Here is a 20,160-nt window from a genome sequence, read left to right on the forward strand (position 1 = left end):
ATGGTCAACGTTTTAATGCTTTTTTCTTAGTTGAATTGTATAAAATAGGTGTTATTTATTGTATTTTAATAAAAAACACAATTGTTACATTTGTAACGTGCTGATTTTTAGTTTTTTATTTACTTGTTTTAGTTGTTGTGACAATTAGGAGACTTTTTGTTCTTTTTTTGATTTTAAAAAGTTCTACATTTGCCAGTGTTAAATATAAATTAAAAAGATATGAAAAAAATTTTACTTACATTAACTGCTGTTGCAGGTTTGACAGTTGCTTCTCAAGCACAAGAATTTGGTTTTGGAAAAACTGACCTTATCGTAGAAGGTAACATCGGTTTTGGAAAAACTGATAATAAAAATACAGAAGTGAAAGTATCAGGTTTCAAATTTAACCCTAAAGTTGGTTATTTCGTGACTGATAAAATTGCAGTGGGTATTAACTTAATCGTTAATGATTCTGTTACTAACAATTACAAAGAGAACGCTGAGAAAAAAGTTAAAACAAACTCATTCGGAGCAGGTGTTTTCGGTCGTTACTACTTCTTAGAAGTTGGATCACGTTTTAAAACTTATGCAGAATTAAATGTTGATTACACAGGATCTAAAGGAGAAGTTACTACATCGGGTACTACTGTTAAAGGAGACAAAACAAACACTTTCGGTGTTAACGCTGGTATCGGTGCGAACTATTTCCTAACAGAGAAAATCGCTGTTAACTTTGCATTTGCAAACATCATTGGTTACAATACTTCTAAAGTTGATGCTGATGGCGCTAAAGCTATTAGTTCTTTCGGAGCAAATGTTAACGAGTTCAATAACTTCTTTAACACAGCAACATTCGGTTTGACTTTCAAATTCTAATTTGGATAGAAGTTCTAGAAATAAGATCCCGATAAGCATAGCTTATCGGGATTTTTCTTTTTTATGGATTTGTGGACCACAATGAAGCTGATTTAAGCATCGCTCTACGCGGTAATTTTAGATTGGCGACGATCAGTTCGGCAAAGTCTTCCGGTTGTAGTACGGTCTCTGGATTGCCGTCTGTGAGCTTCAGTTCTTTGGACATATCCGATGCAATAGTACTTGGCATTAATGTACACACGCGGATATTGTTTTTACGTACTTCACGCATCAAGGAGTCTGAAAAACCAATCACGCCAAATTTTGACGCACTATAAGCAGAAGTAGTCGCTGCGCCATTTAAGCCTGCAGTGGAGGATACGTTGATAATATCTCCTTCATTCTTTTCTATAAGCTGAGGCAGGATCGCTTTAGTGACATAATAGGTACCCAATAGATTGGTTTCTATAATGTCTTTCCACATCTTTGGATCCATATCCAATACCGATCCAAAAGCGGCCACGCCTGCATTGTTGACCAAGATGTCGAATGTTCCAAAGTCCGTGTTTAATTTCGCTATAGCCGTTGTCACAGCGTCAAAATCAGCCACGTCAAAGACCACATAAGTCGCCTGTACTCCAAGAGCCCTTAGCTCAGAAATGGTCTCTTTCAATAGTTGCTCATTCCTGCCTGTAATCGCTACGTTGATGCCTTCTTTGGCAAACGCTAGGGCAGTTGCCTTACCTAAGCCTCTACCGCCACCGGTGATGAGTGCATTCTTTCCTTTTAAATTCTCCATGTACAAAACTACTCAATAGTTTTTATCCTTATGTCCACCTTGTGGAGAGTTTACGTTTATTTAACACGAGAAGTTCACCTGTACCCATAAAAAAAGCCCTCTCTCACGAGAAGGCTTTTCTTTTTCAGTAACTGAAATCTATCACACTTTGATTTCAACTTCAACACCTGAAGGTAATTCTAATTTCATCAACGCATCAACTGTTTTTGAGTTAGATGAGTAGATGTCTAACAATCTCTTGTAAGAACACAATTGGAATTGCTCACGTGCTTTTTTGTTAACGTGTGGTGAACGTAATACCGTATAGATTTTTTTCTCAGTAGGTAATGGAATAGGACCACTAACAACTGCACCTGTAGGTTTTACTGTTTTTACGATTTTCTCAGCTGATTTGTCAACTAAATTGTAATCGTAAGATTTCAATTTGATTCTGATTCTTTGGCTCATTTTTTATTTGTTTTAATATGACCACTGATTAGAGCTATTCGCAACCAGTGATCGGTTTATCTTTCTTTGGATTAAGGACGGAAAGAACAAAGATAAAAGACATGACCTTCATCTTTGCTCCTTTATCCTTATTCTCAATTATTAGTCTTCGATACCTTTAACTTTACCTTTAGATTTTGCGATTACATCATCTTGTACGTTACGAGGTGCTTCAGCATAGTGGTCAAATTCCATAGTGGAAGTTGCACGACCTGAAGTGATCGTACGTAATTGAGTTACATAACCGAACATCTCAGATAGAGGAACGATGGCTTTGATTACTTGTGCACCATTACGTGTGTCAAGACCTTGCATCTGACCGCGACGACGGTTCAGGTCACCCATCACGTCACCCATGTTTTCTTCTGGAGTCAACACTTCTACCTTCATGATAGGCTCCATCAATACAGGAGAACATTTAGGTAAAGCTTGACGGTATGCCATCTTAGCTGCTAGCTCAAATGACAGAGAGTCTGAATCCACTGCGTGGAATGAACCATCGATCAAACGAACTTTCATGCCTGATAGTGGATAGCCTGCCAATACACCATTGTTCAATGAAGATTCGAATCCTTTTTGAACAGAAGGAATGTATTCTTTAGGAATAGCACCACCTACGATCTCATTCACAAATTGAAGAGCTGATTTTGATGTGTCGTAATCTTCGTCAATAGGAGAAACAACAACTTTGATGTCTGCGAATTTACCACGACCACCGGATTGTTTTTTATAAACTTCACGGTGTTCAGTAGTTCCATTGATAGACTCTTTGTAGGCTACCTGAGGAGCACCTTGATTTACCTCTACTTTGAACTCACGTCTCAAACGGTCAATCAAGATATCCAAGTGAAGCTCACCCATACCCGAGATTACAGTTTGACCGGTATCTTCGTCTGTTTTAACAACGAATGTAGGATCCTCTTCAGATAATTTACCAAGAGCGATACCTAATTTGTCAACGTCAGCTTGGGTTTTAGGCTCAATAGCTAAACCAATAACTGGCTCTGCAAAGTTCATTGCTTCCAGAACGATAGGGTGTTTTTCATCACAAAGTGTATCACCAGTTTTGATGTCTTTGAAACCTACTACCGCACCGATATCACCTGCACCTATTCTTTCAATTGGGTTTTGCTTGTTAGCATGCATTTGGAAGATACGAGAAATACGCTCTCTGTTTCCTGAACGCGTGTTCAAGACATAAGAACCTGCTTCTAATACACCTGAGTATGCACGTACAAAACACAAACGACCTACGAATGGGTCAGTTGCGATTTTGAAACCTAGAGCAGCGAAAGGCTCCGATTCAGATGGTTTACGTTCGATTTCTTCACCGTTGCGCGGGTCAGTACCTTTTACAGCTTCTTGATCCAATGGTGAAGGCAATAACTCCATTACGAAGTCAAGCATCGTTTGTACACCTTTGTTTTTGAATGATGAACCACATACCATTGGTACGAATGCGTTGTCCAATACCGCAGCACGAAGTGCGTTAAGGATTTCGCGTTCTGTCAACGAGTTTGGATCTTCGAAGAATTTCTCCATCAAAGACTCATCGTATCCAGCAACAGCTTCTAATAGGTTTTCACGGTATTCAGCAACCTCATCCAACATGTCTTCTGGAATAGGCACTTCTGTGAAAGTCATACCTTTATCTTCTGTGTTCCATACGATACCACGGTTGTTGATTAAGTCAACTACCCCTTCGAAGTTATCTTCAGCACCGATAGGTAATTGAAGAGGAACAGCAGTCGTGCCAAGCATTTCTTTAACTTGCTTAACTACTTTTAAGAAGTCAGCACCTGAACGGTCCATTTTGTTTACGAAACCAATACGAGGTACTTTGTAGTTGTCTGCTAATCTCCAGTTGGTCTCAGATTGAGGCTCAACACCATCTACCGCAGAGAACAAGAAAACTAATCCATCCAATACACGAAGGGAACGGTTTACTTCAACCGTGAAATCCACGTGTCCAGGAGTATCGATTACGTTTACTTGGTATTTTTTGTTGCGGTAGTTCCAGAATACAGTTACTGCAGAAGACGTAATTGTGATACCACGCTCTTGCTCTTGTGCCATCCAGTCTGTAGTCGCAGAACCCTCGTGCGTTTCACCTAATTTGTGATTCACACCAGAGTAAAACAGAATACGCTCTGTAGTGGTTGTTTTACCGGCATCGATGTGTGCAGCGATACCGATATTTCTTACTAAACTTAAATCTTTTGCCATTTTATTTTTGCAGTTTGCCTTGGAAGGCTGTTTAATTTTAACACTTTAAATAAGTACACCGACCGTGATAATGATGGTAATCTTTATCAGCGATCGGTGTAATCATATTTGTTTTGTTGTTTTCAAAACTAGAATCTGAAGTGTGAGAACGCTTTGTTAGCTTCCGCCATTTTGTGCGTATCTTCTTTCTTCTTCACAGCAGCACCTTCACCTTTAGAAGCTGAAATGATTTCTCCTGCTAATTTTTCGAACATAGTTTTCTCACCACGTTTACGAGCGTAAGAAATCAACCATTTCATACCTAAAGCGATTTTACGCTCTGGACGTACTTCCATAGGAACTTGGAAGTTGGCACCACCAACACGACGAGATTTAACCTCTACTGCAGGCATTACGTTGTTCAAAGCTTTTTTCCAAGCTTCTAGTCCGTTCTCTTGTGTTTTTTGTTCTACTAATTCTACTGCATCGTAAAAAATAGAGTAAGCGATAGATTTCTTACCGTCAAACATCATATTATTTACAAAACGTGTTACCTGAACGTCGTTAAACTTTGGATCAGGTAAAATGATTCTCTTTTTTGGTTTTGATTTTCTCATTTTTCTTTCCTCCGTTTAATTATTTCTTTTTGCCTTTTGCTGGAGCTGCAGCTGCTTGTCCTGGTTTAGGACGCTTAGTTCCATACTTAGAACGACGTTGGTTACGACCTGCTACACCTGAAGTATCTAATGCACCACGGATGATGTGGTAACGCACACCTGGTAAATCTTTAACACGACCACCACGGATCAATACGATCGAGTGCTCTTGTAAGTTGTGACCTTCTCCAGGGATGTAAGCGTTGACCTCTTTACCGTTTGTTAAACGTACACGAGCTACTTTACGCATTGCTGAGTTTGGTTTTTTAGGGGTAGTAGTATATACACGCGTACATACACCTCTTCGCTGTGGACATGAGTCCAACGCTGGTGACTTACTCTTGTCTACCAGAGCTACTCTACCTTTTCTAACTAATTGTTGAATAGTAGGCATTTACCTGTTTTTGTTTTTAAATTTTTGTTTAAAATACTTTTAAAGTCCGCAAAGATATAAAGAATATTTTGAACTCTAAATAGTTATGGCGTAAAATGTTTCAACAATTTTAGGCTGCCTATCGCTACCTTGGCTGTCAATTAGAGACAATGTTTTTTATTTCATAAACGCAGCGCCTGTCTTTGGCGAGAATGTGCTGTGTTCGTTTTATCTCATATTTAGGACCTAGGAGCTTAATGAAATTCTGTAATTCTGCTCGGCAGAATCCCTGACAGGCGGTGGCTGCTGCGCAGATCGGACAGTGGTTTTCTATGAAGTAGTAGGTTTCGTTTTCTTTTTTCCATTCTGCCATGTATCCCTCTTCTGTACGGAGATCCCGTAATTTTTCGAGTCTGCTTTCAATGCTGTTCGAAGATGAGAGTGCCTGCTCATAGCGTGTGTAGGTCTGCCGTTCGCGATCGGATATAAGCAGGTCCAAGGCTTGATCGCCCAGTAAGTTTTTTACTGCATTTAGTAGATCGACTGTTACCTGAGCGTGTGTATCCGGAAATCGTGTAACGCCCTTTTCTGTTAGCGAGTAATATGTAGTAGGGCGTCCTACTCCTTCACTTCGTTGAGATGTAGAGACCAGACCCGCATCAATAAGGTTATTTAGATGTTGACGTGCGCCTTCTTTCGTAATCTTAAGTTCGGACGCTAATAGAGCAAGTGTAGCCTCTCCTCTCATTTTTAGCGTTATTAAGATACGGTTTACACTTTCTTTCTTCATAGCTACAATTTATACATTTAGATACAAAGGTAATGCTATTTTCTAAAAGGCACTTAATAAAACAAGTTTTAACTTGCTTTATTAAGTGCCTTTTCTCATTTTTGCAACATGGATATTCGATGTTTCTTTAATTTTATACATTTCGATTGTTATATCGTACGCATAGTATTAGCTCTTTAAGTGTATGTTTATTTAGTGATTGACAAATAAAATGTGTTTTGTATGGAAGATAATGTTTTTGTAAATAAAGTGCATGCTTCAGGTATTGTAACGGTAGATCTGATGGATTATGCCCCATTGGAAGAAGTCGTTTCTCTCGATATTCGAGAGTTTCTGTTTATGGGGCTCATAATAAGAGAAAAGGAATTTAAAGATGCGATTGGTGCCTATGATTGGGAGGCTCTACGGCATAAAGCGGTAGCTGTATGCTGTAGCGAGGATACCATTATTCCTACTTGGGTTTATTTTATGATTGCGGATAGACTTTATGGTATAGCCTCTCGTGTCGACTATAGACCGGCAGCCGAAGTTGTCGATCTCCTTTGGCGGACTAATATCCAAAAAGCAGACTTCACCTACTTGGCAGGGAAGAAAGCGGTAGTGAAAGCTAATCCAAAAATTGCTCCTGATATTTTTATGACTGCTGTCGATAGCCTGCGCCCTTTTGTGGCCACCTTGATGTATGGCGAAGCAGGGATGCCCAAGGTTATATATAAACGCTAACAAATCTCAAGGGGTTAAAAAAAGTGAAAATTAACAATATAAAGAAGGTAAAATAGAAGAAATAAAATGAGAGTATTACTGTTTAATGGTTCCTTAGACCGAAGAGAGGGAGCGACTTCGGAAAAAATAAGTAAGTATTTTGAAGAAATATTTTTAGCAGAAGGGCTTTCTGTTGATGTTTTTCGAGTTACGGATTCCGGAGTTCCTTTATTTGATGCGACTTTAAATAAAGTACCCAATGCGGTTGATCGAATGAATATAATGTTCAGGGAAACAACTCTTCAGGTATGGCTTACGCCTCTTTATCATGGAGGAATGACCGGCGTGATGAAGAATTGTTTAGACTGGTTAGAGTGTAGTGCTAAAATGCCATCACCTTATCTGACAGGAAAGCTGATTGGCTTGGTCTGTTGGGCGGATGGCGTACAGGCGATGCAGGGTATTAATGGGATGGATGATGTTGCCAAAGCATTAAGGGGGTGGACATTGCCATATAGTTTACCTATGCAGCGTAAGCAGTTGCTTACAGTCGAAGGAGAATTAACGCTGGAATATAAAGAGCGTATCGACAAAATGGTCAGATTACTGCTGTGTTCTCCATTTTATAAAAAATCATAATCATGTTTCCAGCTAGCTATATTTCCACTTTAATTTATATTTTTACAGTCATAAGATAAAGGAAATAAATGGCTTCAGGGATATTTGCGATATTAGATGATATCGCCGCATTGATGGATGATGTTGCAATCGCTAGTAAGATTGCAACAAAAAAAACAGCAGGTATATTAGGTGATGATTTGGCTGTTAATGCAGAGAAAGCGACAGGTTTTCTCGCCTCCAGAGAGATCCCGGTGTTGTGGGCCATTACTAAAGGGTCTTTGCTCAATAAATTGATTATTGTACCGATTGCATTACTGCTTAATGTTTTTTTTCCTTTAGCAATTAAAGTTATTCTGGTCTTAGGAGGTGCGTATTTAGCATTTGAGGGAGTAGAAAAAATAATAGAATATTTTTTTCATCGTACCAATCAGATTGACCAGGCTACTGAAGAAGGGATTGGGGATGACGGATTGGCGGAAAAGAATAAGATAAAATCAGCTATTACCACCGACTTTATTTTATCTGTAGAAATCGTCATTATTGCGCTTGGGACAGTTCTCGATAAGGAACTGCCTTTACAGATTCTGACGGTCTCTATTGTAGCCCTTATAGCAACCATAGGAGTGTACGGTATTGTGGCACTTATTGTGCGTATGGATGACTTTGGGTATAGGCTTATGCGGCGTTTCGAAAATAAAGGACTGTTGGGCTATATTGGGATGACATTAGTTAAGCTCTTGCCTATTATTATCAAATCTCTGGCTGTGATTGGTACCGTAGCATTGATTTTGGTCTCTGGCGGTATTTTTGTACATAATATTCACTTTTTGCACGAATTGTTCCCTGCTATTCCTTCCTTTCTGAAAGAGTTTTTGGTAGGACTATTGGCCGGTATAATTATAGTCGGTCTTATAACTATGATTAAAAAAGTGGTTTCACTCTTTAAAAAGTAATAAATCCCGCTTTTGAAAAAATACAAATAATGGGAGGACTACATTCTTTCGTTTTACAGGATGTCAATTTTTCTGCATGTTCTATTTATGACTTCCTGCGCCATCTTTCCGCAGATATCAATATAGCGAATCTGGAAAGTCATCAACATGTCTATCCTTTGCTTCTAGAGTTGAATAAAGGTTTATTTACAAGAGAGCACTGTAGCACATTCTATCCCGAGGTTGACGTTCACCTGAAAGGTACAGTTTTAATGCTGAGCTGTACCTGTGGTTTGCAGTCGGATAGGCTATGTGTTCATCAGCTTGAGGTGTTGGATGCTATCCTAAAGAAGGATGATTACCGTGTCTTTTTTGATTATCGGTTGCGGGATTACCGACTTCGCAGTCTAGCGAAAGGCTATGGGCTTGAAGAGGAGCAAGATATGGATTCCTATTTTCAACTTCATTTTGAAGAAGGAAAGACCCATTTTTTTACAAAGGAAAAAGGGTTGCTGCGTATTGATCAGTCTTTTCTTCGGCTGCCCTCTTTTGCCAGGAATAGTTCTTCTCTGCCTACGTTGTTGTCACGTAGTGATTCGAAAAAGTGGGTGTTGGTGTTGAGCAGACACCGTTTTTATGATGAGCTTAATTTTTTATTGTTTGAGGCAGAGTTTACCCAGCAGTGGAAATTAAAGAACCCTTTGATTCCGGTCGATCTTGCACGGCAGCTCCTACTTGACAATACGGTGGAGACACTTCGTTTTTTGAGTGCATTGCTTAGTTACCAGAACAGATTTGAAGGAGGTGCAACCGAAATTGAAAATCTAGCTCTTCAGGTGATTGCTTCCAATCCTATTGGATTGTCAGTTTACTACCATGATAGAGATAAGTCTGATAGTGTTGTTGCAAAAAGTCTGTTTCCTGTGAAACTAGCTGTGGTCAAGCCGGAGTTGAAACTTAAAGTTCTTAAAAAAGAACCTTTTTATGAAGTGAGCAGTGTACTATATTTACTGGACGTACTTGTTCCCATCGCTGAATTAGCAATCAAAAGCGATTTTTTTATCCTTTTCAAAGAACAGTATATTTATGTTCCGGATTCGGATCTGATGCGTGTTATACGTTTTTTGAAGGGTAATAATGAAATACTATTGATCCATAGTTCCCGGTATGAGGCATTTGAAACCCAGTTCTTAGCGCCTATAGAGGACTATGTAGAGATCGAGTATGCGTATATTTATAAAGCTAGTTCGCCAACGTCCCCTGTGGTACCGCATATGGAAATAGAGCAGATTATCTATCTTCAAAAGGAAGGCTCTATCATTTCGATCACGCCTATTGTACGTTATGGAGATACCGAGGTGCCGGTATACTCCCGTAAGCAACCGTATACAGTCGACGCCATGGGGAATAGATTTAAAGTAAACCGGGATCGCGGATATGAAGATCGTTTTACGGCTTTGGTATTAAATCAGCATCCCGACTTTGCGGAGCAGTTGCAGTATGTACAGTATTTTTATCTTTACAAAGATAAATTTTTTGATGCCGACTGGTTCTTATCTGCATTTGCTTTTTGGAGGGCGGCTGGTATCCGCATTCTCGGATTTAAAGAGCTTGACGGTACACGTATCAATTCACATCTTGCCAAGATAGATATCAAAGTCAATAGTGGGAAGGATTGGTTTAATGTACACGTTAAAATAAACTTTGGAGATCAGACAGCGAAACTTAGACAGGTACAACGTGCATTTAAGAATAAAAGTAAATTTGTGGAGCTGGATGACGGAACTTTAGGAGTAATGCCCGACGAATGGATCAATAAGATTAGTAGATACTTTAGTCTGGGGTATCTTGAGAAAGAACTATTGCATATCCCCAAAGTGCGGTTTTCTGAAGTATCTCAATACTTTGAGCAGGAGGTTTTGGCTCACGAGGTACGCGAAGAATTGACCATGTTTCAATACGATTTTTTAGAAGCAAGGGCGATTCCTGAGATAACCATTCCCCGTGGGCTGCAGGCTACTTTAAGAAATTATCAGCATGAAGGATTCAATTGGCTTTGTTTTTTGGATAGATTCGGTTTTGGAGGGTGTCTGGCGGATGATATGGGGCTGGGAAAGACAGTGCAGATCATTACCTTTCTCCTCTATATCAAGGAAAAGTATGAGTCTGGGGTTAATCTGATTGTTGTACCAACCTCACTTCTATTTAATTGGGAAAATGAACTGATGCGATTTGCACCAAGTCTGCGCATCCTTAACTATAATGTGGGGGGATATAAGCGACAGGAGCAAAGCTTTGCTGCCTATGATGTTGTTTTGGTGAGTTATGGTGTATTGGTGTCGGATATTAGTACCTTCAAAAAAGAAAAATTTCAATACGTTTTTCTTGACGAGGCACAGCTGGTGAAAAACCCCAACTCGGAACGTTATAAAGCAGTGTGTCTTCTCCGATCGGCCAATAGAATTATTCTGACCGGTACCCCTATCGAGAACAGTACATTTGACCTTTTTGGACTTTTTTCTTTTATATGTCCAGGATTATTGGGTAATAAACAGTTTTTCAAAGATACTTACGCCACACCTATCGATCAGTTTGAGTTTAGGCGTAGGACAGTAGAGCTCGAGCAGCGTATAGCTCCTTTCCTTTTACGCCGTACCAAGAGGCAGGTTATGGCCGAGCTACCAGAAAAGACGGAGACCGTTATCTATTGTGAAATGAATGATACACAGCGGGACATTTATACGGGTTATGAGGATGAGGTGCGTAGCTATATTAATTCGACCGACTCGGATACTTTAGATGGAGAGCGTATCCATGTCTTAGCCTCTCTGACGAGGCTCAGGCAGATCTGCAACTCTCCTGCATTGTTGCAGGAAGGGTATTCGACAGCTCATAGTGTCAAGATTGAGGTTCTTTTGGAGCAGATCAAAAGTAAGATGCATGCTCACAAAATATTAGTTTTTTCTCAATTTGTCGGTATGTTGGAGTTGATAAAAGAACGTCTCAACGACGACGGTATTACTTATACTTATCTGACCGGTCAATCGAAAAACCGTAAGGCCATTGTCTCGGAATTTCAGCAGAATGACTCAATACGTGTATTTCTGATCAGTTTAAAGGCTGGGGGGATAGGACTTAATCTGACAGGAGCAGATTATGTGTATCTCGTTGATCCTTGGTGGAATCCTGCGGTCGAAAATCAGGCAATCGATAGGAGCTATCGCATTGGACAGGATAAAAAAGTTACGGCAGTACGACTGATCTGTAATCATACAATTGAAGAAAAAATAATGAATTTGCAGCGTCGTAAACAAAAGCTTGCTGGTGATCTGATCGAGAGTGAGGTGACTTGGTTCAACAATCTTTCCAAACAAGATTTATTATCCTTAGTGAGCAAGATGAGCTAGATTAATTTATTCCCATAATTGTATAACACATTCTCCAAATACTATAAAATTATTGTATTGCAATTGTCCACCTTTGTGTTGTTAAATAGTAACATGCAATTATGGAAGTTATAGAGTCAAAAAAAATAAAAAAATCTTTCCCAGTACTCAATATGAGCTGTGCCAGCTGTGCCTCGAGTGTCGAGAGCATGGCGCAGACTGTGGAAGGAATTATAGATGCCTCGGTTAATTTTGCTACGGCTACCGTTACCGTCAGTTTTCGAGAGGGAGAAGCAGACCCGACAAGGTTGCAACTGGCGCTGCAAGAAATAGGTTTTGACATATTGATCGAAGAAGAAGATAAACAGCAGGAAATATTAGAGGAGCTCCATGAACAAAAATACGCCGATTTAAAGCGTAAGACTATTGGTGCGGTTCTGCTATCCTTACCGGTAGTCATTATCGGTATGTTTTTCATGAATATACCCTATGCCAATGAGACCATGCTGGTGTTTTCAACACCTGTTGTGCTTTGGTTTGGTAAAGATTTCTTTGTGAATGCTTGGAAGCAGTTGCAGCATAGGAAAGCCAATATGGATACACTGGTCGCATTGAGTACAGGTATAGCCTACTTGTTTAGTCTTTTTAACATGGTGGCGATGGACTATCTGATGTCACGCGGTATAGAGGCTCATGTTTATTTTGAGGCAGCGGCAGTGATTATTGCCTTTATTTTATTAGGAAGGCTATTGGAAGAAAAGGCAAAAGGAAATACCTCCACCGCTATCAAAAAATTAATGGGCCTACAGCCTAAGACTGTATTGGTCATATTGCCTATGGGAGAGGAGAAGACTGTTCCTATAGAACAGCTCTTGGTCGGTGATACCGTGATGGTCAAACCTGGTGAAAAGATTGCGGTAGATGGTCGGGTTATAACTGGTAGCTCATTTGTGGACGAAAGTATGCTCAGTGGGGAACCTCTTCCCGTGGAGAAGAAAGAGGGAGAGCCAGTGTATGCCGGTACTATTAATCAAAAAGGAAGTTTTCAATTTGCCGCAGAAAAAGTTGGTAAGGACACCATGCTGGCTCAGATTATACGTATGGTGCAGGATGCCCAGGGCTCTAAGGCACCTGTACAGAAGCTGGTGGATAAAATCGCAGGTGTCTTTGTTCCTGTTGTCATCGGTATTGCTGTAGTCACGGCTCTATTGTGGACTGTGCTTGGTGGCGAGCACGCTTGGGTGATGGGGCTGATCTCTGCCGTTACAGTCTTAGTGATAGCCTGCCCTTGTGCTTTGGGGCTGGCGACACCAACGGCGATTATGGTCGGTGTGGGCAAAGCCGCTGGAAGCGGTATATTGATCAAAGATGCCGAAAGTTTACAGTTGGCCAAAAATATTACAGCAGTAGTATTGGACAAGACAGGGACGATAACCGAAGGAAAGCCCAAGGTTATGTCCGAGTATTGGGTGGAGGACAATATACAGAATAAGCAGATCTTGTTTTCGATCGAACGAAAATCAGAACACCCCTTGGCTGATGCTGTTGTGCATCATTTGGAAGGCTATAGCTCACTGCTTCTGGAACGCTTTGAGAGTATTACTGGACAGGGGGTGGAAGCGGTATTAGATGGAGAGCTTTATCTAGTGGGCAATCCTGCACTGCTGTCTGCACATCAAGTGGAGGTTCCCGAAGAGGTCGCTAGAATAGCATCATCTTGGGCAGCTATGGCGCAGACAGTGATATGGTTTGCAACGAATAGTAAAGTGTTGGGAATAATGGCTATAGCCGATAAGGTGAAAGAAAACTCAAAAATGGCTATTAGGACATTACAGAGCAAGGGGATTACGGTCTATATGATGACAGGCGACAATACTTCGACTGCAGCGGCTATTGCGGAGCAGACAGGTATTACGACTTACAGGGCAGAGGTGTTGCCTCATCAAAAAGCCGAATTTGTAAAGGAGTTACAGGCACAGGGGCACATCGTTGCGATGGTGGGAGATGGTATTAATGACAGTAGTGCACTAGCCACTGCCGATGTAAGTATTGCGATGGGCAAGGGATCTGATATCGCTATGGATGTAGCCAAGATGACCATTATTTCATCCGATCTGCTGAAAATTCCTCAGGCGATAAAAATCTCCAAACAGACCGTGGCAACGATCAAACAGAATCTTTTCTGGGCATTCATATACAATTTGATCGGTATCCCTTTAGCCGCGGGGCTGCTTTATCCCATCAATGGTTTCTTGTTAAATCCGATGATTGCAGGAGCAGCTATGGCATTAAGCAGTGTTAGTGTGGTGAGCAACAGTTTGTGGCTCAAGATCAAAAAATAGAAATCATTTTTAAACAACAATAAATCAAGTATAATATGGAAACTCAAAAATTTCAATTTAAAACTAATATCAACTGTGGCGGATGTGTCACTAAGGTTACCCCTTATCTGGATAAAGCAGAGGGAATTGAATCGTGGGAAGTAGATACGGCAAATAGGGATAAAATCCTTACTGTCAATTCTACCAATATCGACGCAGATAAAATTATCGCTACAGTCAAAGAAGCAGGTTTTAATATCGAGCAGATTTAATGCTAACAAATGGAAAAAAGGGGTCTCATAAGTGAATTATGGCCCCCCCCTTTTTTGTTATAGATATTGGCTTTAGATTCCTGTTTATTTTACCTAGACATTCTTTTTCCCTAATACCTAAAATGGTAATGCCGTAGTCTGTTTGATATAGCGCATGACGAAGGAACTCTGAATCTTACTCACTTCCGGTATGGCCGATAGCTTTCCTGAAGCAAATGCGTTGTAGGCCTCAGGGCTGCTCACCACCACCTTTAGTACGATGTCGAATATACCTCCTGTTACGTAGGCATCCATAACTTCATCGAGGGCCGTAATCTGTTCCAAAAAACGATCTACATGTACCTTTTGCTGGCTGATCAGGGATACATTGACGATGACCGTAAAATTTAGCCCGACTTTTTCCTGATCCAAGATGGCGACATACTCTTTGATGTAACCTTCATGTTCCAGTCGTTTTATCCGTTCGTAAACCGATGTGCGGGACATATGCAAGCGTTCTGTCAGTTCATTGATGTCAAATTTTGCATTCCGCTGGAGCTCCCTCAATAGTGCTTTTTCTTGGCTGCTTAATTTTTCCATTGTATTTATTCCGAATATGACCTGTTTTATCTACTGTTTTCTGTTTTAAATCCCAAAAATAGGTTATTTCATGGATTATATTTGTGTTTGAAACTTGTTTGTTGGTTGTAAAACAGTATTTGATAGATTTGTCCGTACAGAATTAAACTATGAACAGGTACGTGTGGATTGTTGCTCTTGGTGCATTGAGTTATGGAATGTTATCTTCCTTTGCTAAGGTAGCGTATGGACAGGGATACAGCGCTGCGGAGGTAACTTTTATTCAAGGGGTTGTTGGGACTATAATTCTCTGGATTGCTTCTTTTGTTCAGCGTCTCCGAAGTGGGAAAAAAGACGATCTACCAACAGCAGCTGTACGCTGTAAGCTTCTTTTGGCTGGAGCTTGTATGGGGATTGCTACTTATTTATATTATCTTTCGGTGCAGTACATAACAGCATCTCTGGCGATAGTTTTACTCATGCAGATGGCTTGGATGAGCATGTTTGCGGAGTGGATGGTGTTAGGTCGACCTCCGCATCTCAAGCAGCTGGGAGCTGCTGCTTTTATCCTATTTGCAACATTTCTAGCAGGCGGATTTACTGGGTTTACCACCAAGGACTTCTCGTTGCTGGGCATTACTCTGGCATTATCTTCTGCGGTCTTGTATTGTTTTTATATTCTATTCACCAGCGAATTGGGTAAAGGGATGCATTTCTTGGAAAAGGGGGCTCTGATGACGACAGGTTCTACCCTTGCTATTTTTTTGATCAACTGCAATTCCTTATATTACAGTACCCATATTGATGGAGGCCTTTTTCAATGGGGGCTTTTCTTAGCGATATTCGGTACGGTAATCCCACCTATATGCTTTAGCGTAGGGATGCCCAAGCTTGGGCCTGGATTGAGTGCCATACTCCTTACATTAGAGCTCCCAACAGCTATATTGTGTGCATTTTTCGTTCTTAACGAGCAGATTTTGTTCACACAGTTGATCGGTATAGCACTATTGTTTATAGCACTTATCTATATCAATCTGTCTTCAGATAGTACCCATAAAAATAGATTAGATAGCGGTGGGAGTCATAGGATACCGTCTGTGACTTCAATATCTAGTAACGAAGACATACGTAAACCAAATTGTTTACCAGTGGAACAAAGTTGAGTACTGGTGTTCCACTGGTCAAAATACCTAAATACAAGTGTGATTAATGCCTGATAGTTAGCGTGAAATATGGATCGTGGAGATCGATAGCGCTTTAATTCCGATGCCGTAACCGCTATCTCTTTCGTCACATAACCTACATAGCTTACAATCAGAACGGGACGTTCGATAGGTACTTCTAATTTCTGACGATTCCATGTCGTTATTCTCTTGCCCATAAGGAAAAAGAACAAAATTCCCAATGTCAGGATCAAGGTTTTGGTGATAAATGATGCATTCGATCTTTTGGCTGATGCTGTATTTTTATTAAGTGGGTGGTTTTATATAACGAAAATGCTTAAAGCTATTGAATCGTGAAAAAAATTTCGTTTTGTTTCGAACTGTGATAAATCTGCCTTTTGGTGTATCGGGTACGATAATCTTTGTTAAAAAAGTAAGTAAAGTATGTTTTTTAGACTCTAAAAATTAGTTTATTTTTCGTTTTTTGTTAAAATAAGTTTTGTAATTACTTTAATTGTTTTTAATTTGCTGTTGTTTTAGTTTCGTATTACTTCAAGTTGTTGTATTTTACGAGAAGCTATACCAATGTTAAATATTTTATGATGGATCCGATGTTTTTTCTGTTTAATGATGTTGATTTTCTTTACAGCGATTATTTTAGGGGGAATGCTTAATGTTTTGTTAACTCAGAGTTTGTTCCTTTTTAATACCTGAAGATTAGTTTTGCAGCAGATTTTGTTCGTCAGGATTTTAGATAATATAAAATGAAGAGATAAGAAAGTTTTTGAAAATAAAGGGGTTGTAAACTTAACCATTTTAACCACTTTTATTAACCTCTAAATATGTATTCCTTTTTTGCTTTTAACAAGTTTTCTTGCTTGAATGCAAATGTTGTAGGGTTTCAGGAAATTTCGTCTCATGTAAAATTTAAACCAAATAGTTATCATATATGGAAATACGTTACATTGTTTTATGGGTATTTTTGGCCATTTCCTATTTTTGTAGCACTTCAGTGCAGGCGCAAGAAAGAAATGTGTCAGGTATCGTAAAGGATTTGAAAACAGGTAAGCCACTTGCAGGAGTAAGTGTTCTTTCTAAGCTTAAACGCACTACTGTATCGACGGATGAAAATGGGGGTTTCTCTCTCCTGAGTTCGGCAAAAGACACATTAGAGTTTAAGTTTGTCGGTTATAACTTGATGTTAGAACCCGTACATGACAGAAACGTAATCGAAGTTCAACTTTCTGAAGACGAGTCCGAGATTGACGAAGTTACGGTAGTTGCCTTCGGTACGCAGAAGAAGTCCAGTATTGTAGGAGCTATTACTACAGTCAATACCAAAGATCTACAGGTGCCTTCATCTAACCTGACTTCCGCATTTGCTGGCCGGATTCCCGGTATGATTGCATTTTCTCCTTCGGGAGAGCCAGGAGCGGATAATGCTGAGTTTTTCATCCGGGGTGTGACCACCTTTGGGTACCAATCCTCTCCATTAATTCTAATTGATGGATTTGAATCTACTACGGACAACCTAGCTCGTCTTCAACCGGATGATATCGAGTCTTTCTCTGTGCTTAAGGATGCCTCAGCTACCGTATTGTATGGTGCGCGTGGTGCTAATGGTATCATTATGATTACGACCAAATCTGGAAAAGAAGGGCCGGTCAAATTGAGTGCCCGTGTGGATTATCACATCGCTGCGCCTGTGCAACAGATTGAAATGGTTGACGGGGTATCCTATATGAGGTTATACAATGAAGCGAGGACCACAAGAACACCTCTTTTAGAACCCTATTATTCTGAGCAAAAAATTCAATCGACAATGAATGGAGAAGATCCGATGTTGTACCCTAATGTCGATTGGTACAATTATTTATTTAACAAGTCGGTGAGTAACAAAAAGGTCAATCTGAATATCTCCGGTGGCGGGCAGGTTGCTACTTACTATGTTGCTTTTGGAGCTGATAAAGAGTCTGGGTTGTTGAAGGTTGATAACAAAAATAATTTTAATAATAATATTGATATCGGTCGTTATAATGTTCGTACCAACGTAGTGTTTAAGCTTAGCCCAACGACTAAATTAGATACACGGATTCAGGCAAGGTATGAAAAATACAATGGTCCATTTCATTCTGCAACCAGTATTTTTAATAGGGTAATGAATATTAACCCAGTCGATTTTGCACCCTATTATTTACCCGATGCAGCAAATTTGTATTCCGAGCACATTCTATTCGGTAATAAATATACGGAGAGCGGGCTGATGCCCAATCCTTATGCAGAAATGGTAAGGGGGTACGAAGATCGCAATGAGAATAATGTGATTGCCCAAGCGACTCTATTTCAGGATTTAGATTTTTTCACTAAAGGGCTTAAATTTCAAGGGAAGGCTTCAGCAACAACCTGGGGACGTTACGCTGGGCGTAGAAGTTATGATCCCTATTATTACGATATTGACAAGTATAATCAGGTGACAGGGGAATATAGTCTACTATTGCTTAATCCTACTGGAGGAAAACCTTATTTAGGAAATGTTATTCCGAGTCGTAATTCCAATGGACATTTTTACTTCGAAGCTCGGTTTAACTGGGACCGTGTATTTGGTAACCATACTGTTTCAGCAATGACAGTTGGTATGATGGAAGAGAAGTTACTGACTGCAGGTAATAGTTTTTCTATTTACGAAACCTTACCAGAGCGTAATATGGGAAACTCGGGCCGTTTTTCCTATAGTTATAGCGATCGTTATTTTGCTGAGTTTGCTTACGGTTACAATGGTTCTGAAAAATTTACAGGAAACAAGCGTTATGGATTCTTTCCTTCTATAGGTGGAGGGTGGATGATTTCCAACGAAAAATTTTGGGATAATATCCGTCCTGTAATGAACACTTTTAAATTGAGAGGTACGTGGGGTATTGTTGGTAACGATGCGATTGCCGGACGCGCAGGGCGTTTCTTCTACCTGTCAGATATTACCTTAGGCGGCGCGGGTTATACCTGGGGCAGTACATTTAATAATGAATATTATGGTTATAGTACGAATAGGTACGCTAATCCAGATATCACTTGGGAACAGTCTGAGAAAATAAACTTGGGCTTTGAAATGGGATTTTTTAATGGGGGGTTGAGAATTGAAGGTGACTTTTTTAGAGACTATCGTAGTAAAATCTATATGATCCGTCAGAATTTCCCTTCTACTGCTGGTTTAGAAGCATCCATCAGTGGGAATGTCGGAGAAGTCAAGTCACAGGGGTTTGATGGTATGGTAGAATTTAATAAGACTTTCAGTCAGGATTTTTGGATGTCTTTGCGTGGTAATTTTACTTATGCCACTAATAAATATGTCGCGCTTGATGAGAAAGATTATTCGGACACCTATCTCAAGCGTATAGGTACTAATATCAATCAACCCCGTGGTTTAATCGCTGAGCGTCTTTTTGTCGATCAGCATGAGGTAGACAATTCTCCGAAGCAGGATTTTGGAGAGTATAGTGCCGGTGACATTAAGTATATGGACGTGAATGGTGATGGTATCGTCAATTCGAATGATATGGTACCTATTGGGTACCCTACAGTTCCGGAGATTCAGTATGGATTCGGGGCTTCTATGGGGTATAAGGCGTTTGACTTTTCCTTCTTTTTTCAAGGGAATGCGCGCACTTCATTTTTTATCAATGCAAGTGATAGTGGGATAGCGCCATTTGTGGATCATCGTAATGCATTGGCTATTATAGCCAAAGATTACTGGAGTGAGACTAATCCTAATGTTCATGCATTTTGGCCACGGTTATCAACCAATGCTATGACCAATAATACCCGCAATTCAACTTGGTGGTTGCGAGACGGCGGATTTCTACGTCTGAAGTCCGTAGAATTTGGTTACAGTCCAAAAGGACTAGAACGTTTCGGAATCAAAAAAGGCTCCCGGTTGTATTTTAGCTCTCAAAACGTACTCGTTCTGAGCAGTTTTAAACTATGGGATCCTGAGATGGGAAGTAAAGGTTTAGGATATCCTCCTAACAGACGTTTTAATGTAGGTTTTCAATTGATTTTTTAATGAGA

The 20,160-nt window shown here is 40.0% G+C and carries 16 protein-coding genes; 9 read left to right on the top strand and 7 right to left on the bottom strand.

What is annotated here, in order from left to right; genetic code table 11:
• Positions 1 to 219 precede the first annotated feature (219 nt).
• Positions 220 to 855: an outer membrane beta-barrel protein gene (locus tag JKG61_RS04565; protein WP_202101796.1), complete on the top strand. Its 636-nt coding sequence runs from the start codon at positions 220 to 222 to the stop codon at positions 853 to 855.
• 61 nt (positions 856 to 916) lie between these two features.
• Here JKG61_RS04565 and JKG61_RS04570 read toward each other — a convergent pair whose 3' ends face one another.
• The 6 genes from JKG61_RS04570 to JKG61_RS04595 all read right to left on the bottom strand — a co-directional run bounded on the left by JKG61_RS04570 (position 917) and on the right by JKG61_RS04595 (position 6,143).
• Positions 917 to 1,633, bottom strand: coding sequence for a 3-ketoacyl-ACP reductase (locus JKG61_RS04570; RefSeq protein ID WP_202101797.1), 717 nt, complete (start codon positions 1,631 to 1,633; stop codon positions 917 to 919).
• 141 nt (positions 1,634 to 1,774) lie between these two features.
• Positions 1,775 to 2,080: a 30S ribosomal protein S10 gene (gene rpsJ, locus JKG61_RS04575; protein WP_013667229.1), complete on the bottom strand. Its 306-nt coding sequence runs from the start codon at positions 2,078 to 2,080 to the stop codon at positions 1,775 to 1,777.
• A 141-nt stretch (positions 2,081 to 2,221) separates the two neighbouring features.
• Positions 2,222 to 4,345 (bottom strand): elongation factor G, encoded by a 2,124-nt coding sequence (gene fusA, locus JKG61_RS04580; RefSeq protein ID WP_202101798.1) that lies wholly within the window; start codon positions 4,343 to 4,345, stop codon positions 2,222 to 2,224.
• Positions 4,346 to 4,473: 128 nt separating this feature from the next.
• Entirely contained in the window at positions 4,474 to 4,941 is a 468-nt protein-coding gene (rpsG, locus tag JKG61_RS04585) for a 30S ribosomal protein S7 (protein ID WP_022829265.1), read from the bottom strand.
• 19 nt (positions 4,942 to 4,960) lie between these two features.
• Positions 4,961 to 5,374: a 30S ribosomal protein S12 gene (gene rpsL, locus JKG61_RS04590; RefSeq protein ID WP_002993550.1), complete on the bottom strand. Its 414-nt coding sequence runs from the start codon at positions 5,372 to 5,374 to the stop codon at positions 4,961 to 4,963.
• 136 nt (positions 5,375 to 5,510) lie between these two features.
• Positions 5,511 to 6,143 carry a helix-turn-helix transcriptional regulator gene (locus JKG61_RS04595; RefSeq protein WP_202101799.1) on the bottom strand — a complete coding sequence of 211 codons (633 nt, stop codon included), beginning with the start codon at positions 6,141 to 6,143 and terminating at the stop codon, positions 5,511 to 5,513.
• A 222-nt stretch (positions 6,144 to 6,365) separates the two neighbouring features.
• On the opposite strand from JKG61_RS04595, the gene JKG61_RS04600 reads away from it, so the two are divergent.
• From JKG61_RS04600 to JKG61_RS04625, 6 genes are all read left to right on the top strand, one after another.
• Positions 6,366 to 6,866, top strand: a complete 501-nt coding sequence (locus JKG61_RS04600; RefSeq protein ID WP_202101800.1) for a DUF2480 family protein — start codon at positions 6,366 to 6,368, stop codon at positions 6,864 to 6,866.
• Positions 6,867 to 6,932: 66 nt separating this feature from the next.
• Positions 6,933 to 7,484, top strand: a complete 552-nt coding sequence (locus tag JKG61_RS04605) for an NADPH-dependent FMN reductase (protein WP_202101801.1) — start codon at positions 6,933 to 6,935, stop codon at positions 7,482 to 7,484.
• Positions 7,485 to 7,552: 68 nt separating this feature from the next.
• Positions 7,553 to 8,419, top strand: coding sequence for a DUF808 domain-containing protein (locus JKG61_RS04610; protein ID WP_202101802.1), 867 nt, complete (start codon positions 7,553 to 7,555; stop codon positions 8,417 to 8,419).
• 29 nt (positions 8,420 to 8,448) lie between these two features.
• Entirely contained in the window at positions 8,449 to 11,805 is a 3,357-nt protein-coding gene (locus JKG61_RS04615) for a DEAD/DEAH box helicase (protein ID WP_202101803.1), read from the top strand.
• A gap of 101 nt (positions 11,806 to 11,906) precedes the next feature.
• Positions 11,907 to 14,126, top strand: coding sequence for a heavy metal translocating P-type ATPase (locus tag JKG61_RS04620; RefSeq protein WP_202101804.1), 2,220 nt, complete (start codon positions 11,907 to 11,909; stop codon positions 14,124 to 14,126).
• A 35-nt stretch (positions 14,127 to 14,161) separates the two neighbouring features.
• Complete coding sequence (locus JKG61_RS04625) at positions 14,162 to 14,377, top strand: heavy-metal-associated domain-containing protein (protein ID WP_202101805.1); 216 nt, start codon at positions 14,162 to 14,164, stop codon at positions 14,375 to 14,377.
• Positions 14,378 to 14,494: 117 nt separating this feature from the next.
• Here JKG61_RS04625 and JKG61_RS04630 read toward each other — a convergent pair whose 3' ends face one another.
• Complete coding sequence (locus JKG61_RS04630) at positions 14,495 to 14,956, bottom strand: Lrp/AsnC family transcriptional regulator (RefSeq protein WP_202101806.1); 462 nt, start codon at positions 14,954 to 14,956, stop codon at positions 14,495 to 14,497.
• Between the two features lie 149 nt (positions 14,957 to 15,105).
• Here JKG61_RS04630 and JKG61_RS04635 point away from each other — a divergent pair, with 149 nt between their 5' ends.
• Positions 15,106 to 16,098, top strand: coding sequence for an EamA family transporter (locus JKG61_RS04635; protein WP_202101807.1), 993 nt, complete (start codon positions 15,106 to 15,108; stop codon positions 16,096 to 16,098).
• Between the two features lie 949 nt (positions 16,099 to 17,047).
• Positions 17,048 to 20,155, top strand: a complete 3,108-nt coding sequence (locus tag JKG61_RS04640) for a SusC/RagA family TonB-linked outer membrane protein (protein ID WP_202101808.1) — start codon at positions 17,048 to 17,050, stop codon at positions 20,153 to 20,155.
• The last annotated feature ends 5 nt before the right edge of the window (positions 20,156 to 20,160 follow it).

The sequence above is a fragment of the Sphingobacterium faecale genome (assembly GCF_016746095.1).
GTDB classification, from domain to species: domain Bacteria; phylum Bacteroidota; class Bacteroidia; order Sphingobacteriales; family Sphingobacteriaceae; genus Sphingobacterium; species Sphingobacterium faecale.